At 73.2% G+C, this 7,470-nt stretch carries 6 protein-coding genes and 1 pseudogene; 6 read left to right on the forward strand and 1 reads right to left on the reverse strand.

Features of this window, described 5'->3' with window-relative positions:
• The 3 genes from GPJ59_RS30980 to GPJ59_RS30990 all read left to right on the forward strand — a co-directional run.
• A partial coding sequence (locus tag GPJ59_RS30980; protein WP_219671236.1) for a TerD family protein occupies nt 1-602 on the forward strand: 602 nt, incomplete at its 5' end.
• Between the two features lie 258 nt (nt 603-860).
• Nucleotides 861-2,738, forward strand: a complete 1,878-nt coding sequence (locus GPJ59_RS30985) for a hypothetical protein (RefSeq protein ID WP_219671237.1) — start codon at nt 861-863, stop codon at nt 2,736-2,738.
• 9 nt (nt 2,739-2,747) lie between these two features.
• On the forward strand, nt 2,748-3,167 hold the full coding sequence (locus GPJ59_RS30990; protein ID WP_219671238.1) for a serine hydrolase: 420 nt from the start codon (nt 2,748-2,750) through the stop codon (nt 3,165-3,167).
• Here the strand turns inward: GPJ59_RS30990 and GPJ59_RS30995 are convergent.
• Nucleotides 3,058-4,071 carry a helix-turn-helix transcriptional regulator gene (locus GPJ59_RS30995; protein WP_219671239.1) on the reverse strand — a complete coding sequence of 338 codons (1,014 nt, stop codon included), beginning with the start codon at nt 4,069-4,071 and terminating at the stop codon, nt 3,058-3,060. The two genes, GPJ59_RS30990 and GPJ59_RS30995, sit on opposite strands and share 110 nt — an antisense overlap.
• A gap of 336 nt (nt 4,072-4,407) precedes the next feature.
• On the opposite strand from GPJ59_RS30995, the gene GPJ59_RS31000 reads away from it, so the two are divergent.
• From GPJ59_RS31000 to GPJ59_RS31010, 3 genes and pseudogenes are all read left to right on the forward strand, one after another.
• Complete coding sequence (locus GPJ59_RS31000; RefSeq protein ID WP_374200964.1) at nt 4,408-4,908, forward strand: hypothetical protein; 501 nt, start codon at nt 4,408-4,410, stop codon at nt 4,906-4,908.
• A 138-nt stretch (nt 4,909-5,046) separates the two neighbouring features.
• Nucleotides 5,047-6,201 carry an RICIN domain-containing protein gene (locus GPJ59_RS31005; protein ID WP_219671240.1) on the forward strand — a complete coding sequence of 385 codons (1,155 nt, stop codon included), beginning with the start codon at nt 5,047-5,049 and terminating at the stop codon, nt 6,199-6,201.
• A gap of 229 nt (nt 6,202-6,430) precedes the next feature.
• Nucleotides 6,431-7,470 (forward strand): annotated as a pseudogene (locus GPJ59_RS31010) (ALF repeat-containing protein); the annotation flags it as partial.

Genomic DNA, 7,470 nt, shown 5'->3' on the forward strand with positions numbered 1-7,470 from the left:
GTGCGCCTGCGGCCGGACCGGGGGCCGCGGCCGATGCGCCGGGTGGGCAGGCGGCCGGACGCGCGCCCGGGAACGCCGCCGCCGCCGGTACCACCGGTGCGGCCGATGCCGCCGCTCCGGACCACAACGTGCTGGGCATGTCCTGGGCCGGCTCGGTCGCGCTGGACGTGTGCGCGCTGGTCTGCCAGGGCGGGCGGGTGCTGAGCGAGGACCACTTCGTCTTCTTCAACAACCCGCGGACCCCGGACGGTTCCGTGCGGGCCCGCGCGCACGCGGCTCCCGACAAGGCGGCGCTGGAGGTCTCCTTCGACGCGCTGCCGCAGCCCGCGGACCGGCTGGTCCTCGTCGCCGCGATCGACCCGGAGGTCGATCCGCACGCCGACCTGGCCGGCTTCACCGATGCCCGGATCCGGCTGCTCGCCGCCGACGGCACCGAGCTCGGCACGCTGGACGTCTCCGACGGCCGCCCGGGCGAGACCGCCCTCGTCCTCGGATCGTTCCGGCGCCGCGCCAACGGCGACTGGGACTTCGTGGTCGGGGGCAAGGGCTACCGCGGGGGCCTGGCGGACCTGCTGGGCGATTTCGGCATCGACGTCGCCTGACGGCCGGTCATGGCGGTGCTGTCACACCACGGCCGGTCACGGCAGCGGTGTCACACCACGGCCGGTCACGGCGGCGGCGTCACACCACGGCCCGTCAAGGCAGTGGTGTCACACCATCGGATGACATGACGGACCCCTCCGGGTGGGACACGCTCCGGCAGACCGCCCCGGGGGTTCCCGGCGTGCATAGTGAGTCCTCCTTCCGGCGCCGGAAGCTCTCCGTCCGCGCGCCGTCCGACCGAGGAAGGGCCGCACCCCATGCTGTTCGCGACGGGCGTCCTCCCATCCGTGCTGACCGCCGCGCTGCTCGGGGGCGGGATTCCGCCGTTCCCCGACGCCGCGACCCCTCCGTACGACGGTCAGTCCCGCCACGGGACCGCCCTGTTCAGCGTAAAGGCGACGAACAACGCCGCCGCGCAGGCCTTCACCGTCGACGACACCCGGATCTCGCGCGTGAGCGTCTACATCGCCAGCGGGGCCGCCACCGGGACGGTGACCGCGCAGATCCGGGGCGACCGGAGCGACGCCGGCTCGGTCCTCGCCTCACGGACCGTCACCCTGGCCTCGCTCGGCGGGGCCGGAGCGGGCTGGCTGGAGTTCCCCCTCCAGGCCGAGGTCACGCCCGGGACCCCGTACTACCTCCACCTCCAGGCCACCACCACCGAGAACCGGCCCATCGCCTGGTACGGCACGACGGGCTCGGTGCCCGACTCGCTGACCAGCTGGAACTACGACAAGGCGTACTGGGGCGGCTGGCACGCCGCCTCCTCCCGGCTCGCCTTCCACGTCGACCCGACCGGTGCGGAGCGCTGCGGCGAGACCGAGCAGTGCTACGTGCCGACCAAGGCGCTGGCCGCCCGTACCGCCGGACTGCTCGCCCACCGCACCGCCGTCGAGGCGGTCTCCCCCGCGTTCGCGGTCGGCGCCTCCTACGTCGAGGGCAGCAACGTCCTGCGGCTGCCGTCCGGCCGCTGGCGGTACCTGCCGACGGGCGCGCAGGGGTCGGTGGTGGTGCCGGCGGACGACCCCGGCGCCCTGGACCAGATCTCCGAGAGCCGCGCCTGGCTGGACTCGGGCCGGGTCCCCGGGCGGGACGCCGCCCAGCGGGCCGCCGCGCGGCGCTCGCTGCTCACCCTGCGGGCCCTGCTGCGGCCGGGCGGGGCCTTCGCCGCCGCCTGGTCCCCCGCCTGGCAGTACTCCTGGCCCCGGGACGGCGCCTTCGCGGCCGTGGCGTTCGCGGCCACCGGGCACGACGAGGAGGCCTACCAGGTCCTGCGCTACGACGCCGCCACCCAGCGCCCCGACGGCACCTGGGAGGCCCGTACGAAGCTGGACGGCAGCGGTCCCCCGGACTCCCGGGCCTGGCAGCTCGACGGCAACGGCTGGGTGCCGTGGGCCACCTGGCAGTGGTACGAGCACGCGCCGCCGGGCGACCGGGACGCGCGGCTGCGCACCCTCTACCCGATGGTGCGCGCCGCGGCCGACCACGCCGCCGGCTCGCTGGGCCCGGACGGGCTGCCGCCCGCCTCACCGGACTACTGGGAACTGGGCACGGACAGCACCAACATCGGCACGGCCGCGCCGCTGCTGGCCGGGCTCAACGCGGCGGCCGACCTCGCCGGCCGGCTCGGCCTGCCCCAGGACGCGGACCGGTGGTCCGCCGCGGCCCGGCGGCTCGCGCGCGGCATCGACACGTCCTTCGCCCCGCGGGGCTACCCGCGGACCGCCGACGGCCGGCACGGCCGGGACAGCGCGGCGGCGTTCATGGCACCGCCGTTCAACGAGCCCGCGCCCGGACTCGGGGAGGCGCTGGACTCGACGTACCGGGCGCTGCTGCTGCCGAACGGCGGGCTCTCGCCCGGCAACGACCCGGACCACAGCTGGGGCTCGTACGCCTGGACCGCCAGCACCTCGTTCTTCGCGCTGGCCTGGGCGCACCTGGACGAGCCCGCGAAGGCGGACCGGGTGCTGGGCTGGGTGCTGTCGAAGCGCAACGGCCTGGGCGAGGTGCCCGAGACCGTCAACGGTGCCGGCAACCCCTCCTCGGTCGCCCCGCTCGGCTGGACGGACGCCCTGCTGGTGATGACGGCCCTCGCGCGGCAGGGCGATCCGCTGCCCACCCCGCCCCTGCGGTAGGGCGGGCCGGTGCGGGAGCGGGCGCAGGCCCGGGTCGAGGAGGTCCTGGGGCGCCTGGCGGGGCCGGGCGGCGAGGGCGGCTTCCAGGTGGCGGCGTACCTGGACGGCGAGCCGCTGGTCGACGCCCACACGGGGGTGCCCGGCCCGGACACGCTGGTGCACGGCTTCTCCATCGGCAAGGGCTTCGCCGCGACGCTCGTCCATGTCCTCGCCGGGCGCGGGCTGATCGACTACGACGGGGGGCGGGGTCTAGGGCGGGCGGCGGGCGCGGCTGAGGGTGCGTGGGAGCCGCGGGAGCGTGGCCGGTCGCCGTCGCCCCTCAGGAGCCCTGAGGGGCGGCCACGGGTTCCCTCCCCGCTTGGAGGCCGAGAGACTGCCTGCGGAACGCCGCGGGAGGCATGCCGTAAGCATCGCGGAACGCCCTGCTGAACGCGGACGCGTGGCTGAAGCCGCGCCGGGCGGCGATGCAGTGCACGGGCAGCCCCTGATACAGGGGGTCGGCCAGGTCCCGGCGAGCTCGCGAGAGCCGTTGTCGCTGCAGGAAGCCCGCGGCCGTCACTCCGCCGCCTTCCCGCTGGAACAGACGGTGGAGGTAGCTGACGGATATGTGGTGCGCGGCGGCGATCGCGGGGATGTCCAGCCGCGGGTCGTCGGCGTTGCTCCGGATGAAGGCCATGATGCGGAGCGTCAGGGCGCGGCGATGCGTCTCCGGGGTCAAGGACCGGTCCGCGTCGAGGACGCCGGCGAAGAGCGAGCCGACGAGGTCGGCGAGCACACCGCCCAGACGCGGGCCGTCGGCCGGCTGGTAGGTGTGGCTGTCTCTCGTCACCTGGTCGAGGAACGTGGCCAGCAGGGCCCCCATGCCGTCCCGGGACGAGATGCGCTGACCGATGGCCTGACCGGCGATACGTGGCGGCAGTGGGAGGAGAGCCTTGGGTATCTCGATGCCGATGATCTCGAACGACTCTCTTGCGGAAATGATTTCGAACGGGCGCGAGGTATCACTGGTGTGGTAGTCGAACGCGCTGTGCGCGTGTGTTTCCCTGCCCATGGTGACCACTCCTGCCCCGCGCTTGACAAGCGACAGGTGATAGGCCTCGGGATCCGAATTCCTTACCAGCTTCGGCGTGCGGCGGAATGTGACGGGATTGCATTCCAGCGGGTAGACGGTTACCTCGCCCAGTGAAATGTTCCGCTGCCTGACCCAGAACTCGTGAGCGTTCTCGGTCCGCAGGTCCATGGGTGCGTGCGTCTCCGACATGAGGGTCCGCCAGCATTCGAACCGGTCGGCGGGCGGCAATGCGGAACTGTGAAACGTCACCTCAGGCAGCATGCTCACGGGTCTACACGGACTGAAGTGGCCCCCGCAAGGATTTCTGTGGCCGTTGGCCGCCTGCCGGCCGTCGAGGAAGAGAAATCCGGCCACTTCCTCCCACTCGACCGGTAATCCGGAATTCAACCTTCCTGTATGGCCGGCGGATGACAGCAGACCGGCCGCGAGCAGCCCGGCGTCGACTGTCCGTCAAGGAACTGTGCACTGCACGTCAATGCCCTACCCGCCAGGAATTGGAAGAGTGAGCGACGGATCCCCTTCGCATCCATGTCCACGACAGTTTCGGCGCATCGGTCCGAACCGACGACGAGGTCACCCTTGAAGACGCACAAGAAAATGCTCCGCATCGCCGGCACGGCCCTGGGCGCAGGCGCCCTGGCATGGCTCGCGGTCGGTGGCGGCATCTCCCCCGCACCCGCTCAGGTGTCCCCGAACGCGATGGCGGCGGTCGCCGACGAGGGGCCCGGCTACGCGATCGAGGACTTCGGTTACCCGAACGCCGACAAGATCCTCGCGGAGCGGGGCATCACGCTGAAGCGCGGAGACGGGCACATCACGCTCGCCGACTGCGCGGGCGCGACCGATCTGCTGGAGGTCTGGTCCCGCGCGAACGACAAGATCTGCTTCCGCGTCACCGGCACCACCGGCTACCTGACCCTTGAGATACCCGCGGTCTTCGCGGTCAGGGGCAACAGCTACACGACGCAGGTCGACATGACCACGGGGACCGAGGCGAAGACGTTCGACGTGAACAAGAACGCCTGGACACCGGTCGGCGAGAGCGCCGACGAGCAGGGCCGCGACTTCATGCTCATGGAGATCCGCACGTCCCGATGACACCGCGGGCGCCCGTACGCCCCCCTCGCACCACTCCTTGAACCCGTCGGCCGGCAAGCCGACCCGCGCGACGGCGTCCGCCGGGCCATGACCCCGCGCCCGCGCCCACGCCCGCGCTCTGCGATCGAAGGAACCCACGTGTCTGCACTCCGCCCGCGCACCGCGCGGATCTCCGGCCTGCTGGCCACCGCCGCCCTGCTGTCGGCGGCCCTGATGTCCACCACCCCCGCCGTCGCGGTCTCCGGACCCGAGACCGCCGCCGGCGCGCACCCGTACGTCGTCCGGCTGAACCTCGGCGACGAGGCCGACTCCCGTGCCTGCACGGGCACCCTCGTCGACCGCTACTGGGTTCTGACCGCCGCGAGTTGCTTCGCCGCCACCCCGGGGAGCACGGTCGCGGCCGGCAAACCGGCTCTCAGGACCACCGCGAAGCTCAGCGACGGCAGCGCGGTCGAGGTCACCGAGGTCGCACCACGCGCGGACCGGGACGCCGCGCTCGTACGACTCGCCACCCCGGCCACCGGGATCGCGCCCGCCCCTCTCGCCACCGAGGCCCCGGCGACCGGCGCCGAGCTGACCGCCGCCGGGTTCGGCCGCACGAAGACCGAGTGGGTGCCGGACAAGCTCCACACCGGCACCTTCACCCTCGACTCCGCCACGTCCACCACCCTCGCCGTCACCGGCAAGGGCGGCTCCGCGATCTGCAAGGGCGACACCGGCTCCCCGCTCCTGAACGCCTCCGGCCGGATCATCGCGGTCAACTCCCGCTCCTGGCAGGGCGGCTGCCTCGGCGCCCCCGCCACCGAGACCCGTACGGGCGCCATCTCCACCCGCACCGACGACCTCGCCGACTGGCTCCGGGGAGTCCGCTTCACGACCGCCTCGATCCGCAACGCACTGAGCAACCGCTGCGCATACGTCGACTGGCGCACCCCCGAGAACGGGGCCCCGGCCCAGCAGGTGGACTGCGACCCGCAGTACGTCGACCAGCTGTGGAAGCTGGAGCCGGTCCCCGGCGGCGGCTACCAGATCCGCAACCACCTCAACAACCGCTGCCTCGTGGTCCCGTGGGCCACCCCGCAGGACGGCGCCCCCGTCACCCAGTACGACTGCAACCCCGCGTACGGCGACCAGGTGTGGAAGCTGGAGCCGGTCCCCGGCGGCGGCTACTCCGTCCGGAACTCGGTGACCGACAAGTGCATGTACGTCCCGTGGAGCACACCGGAATGGGGCGCGCCCCTGCTCCAGGTCGGCTGCGACTCACAGTACGCCGACCAGGTCTGGAAGATCTGAACGTCCTGACACACCGGAAAAGGCGGAGGCCGCCCTCGGCACGGGGGCCGAGGGCGGCCTCCGCTGCCACGCCTTGTCCCGACTCCCCCCACGGCCCCACGGCCAAGGGACTTGGGCGCCTCCCAGAACAACTCTCCGTCCGGCCAGGTGCCGTCGCGTTCTCGCGTGGCCTGCTGGGCGATGACCCGGAAGGACCGTTTTGGACACCACTTACTGGAGTCGGCGTCGTGTGCTGGGGGCCATCGGGGCCACCACGGCCGTCGCCGCCGCTTCCAGCCTCGTACTCAACCCGCTGGCCGCACTGGCCGCCGAGGCCCCGGCGACCGACGGCGACCCGTTCCTGCTTCCGGACACCGAGCGGGCGAAGGTCGTCAAGGCCTGGCTGCTGGGCGGCAGGGCCACCCGCGCCGCCGCGGCGGCCGCGCTCACCGGATCCGACGCCGCCGTCCAGAACTTCCTCGGCACACAGCTGGCCGGCGTGACGGCACAGGACAACCGCTTCGCGGTCGTGCGCGGCCTGGCGTCGGCCGGCAAGGGCCTCCGCCGTGACGCCACCGCCGCACTGGGCGGCGGGGACTCGGCCATCGCCGCGTTCCTCGGCGGCGGCTTCCAGGCCGCCGTCACGGAGGACCTGCGGGTGGCCACGGCCACCGTGATGAGCGTGGGCGGCAAGGCCGTGAAGCGGGACGGCAACGCCGCACTGACCGACGGCAGCCAGCCGGCGCTCGAGGCCTTCCTGCTGGACGGCCAGTACACGGCACGCCTTGAGGACCTGCGCGTCGAGACCTCCAGGATGCTGGTCCAGGCGGGCCCGGAGGTGCAGAAGTACGCCGAGCGGGCCCTGTCCGGCGCCGACGACGACATCGTGTGGTTCCTGGAGACCGGGCAGCACATCGCCCGCGCGCGTGACCAGGAGCGCGTGAGGATCGAGGAACTCGTCGCCGTCGTCCAGCGCGAGGGCAAGAACGCCGAGGCGAAGACGTGGCAGGCGGAGGAGTCGGCCGCCCGCGCCGTGGCGGCGGCGGCGGTAGCCAAGGAGGCGGCGGAGAAGGCCGCGGCCGAGGCGCAGGCGGCCCAGGACGACGTGGCCGCCGCCGGCAGCGCGGCCCGGAAAGCCGGCGATGCAGCGAAGGGCGCGGCCGACGCGTCGCGCGTCGCGATGAACGCCTCCAACGCGGCCGTCGAGGCATCCCGCCGCGCCTCCTACGCCGCCGCGGCCGCGAGCCAGGCGGCGGCCAGTGCGGGCTCGGCCGCGGCAGTGGCGTACAG

Source organism: Streptomyces bambusae (assembly GCF_019400985.1).
Classification (GTDB): domain Bacteria; phylum Actinomycetota; class Actinomycetes; order Streptomycetales; family Streptomycetaceae; genus Streptomyces; species Streptomyces bambusae_A.

What these genes read in the sequence shown, in the direction of transcription:
- GPJ59_RS30985 (WP_219671237.1), top strand. Translation starts at nt 861, where the DNA reads ATGCTGTTCGCGACGGGCGTCCTCCCATCCGTGCTGACCGCCGCGCTG.
- GPJ59_RS30995 (WP_219671239.1), bottom strand. Translation starts at nt 4,071, where the DNA reads ATGCTGCCTGAGGTGACGTTTCACAGTTCCGCATTGCCGCCCGCCGAC.
- GPJ59_RS31000 (WP_374200964.1), top strand. Translation starts at nt 4,408, where the DNA reads ATGCTCCGCATCGCCGGCACGGCCCTGGGCGCAGGCGCCCTGGCATGG.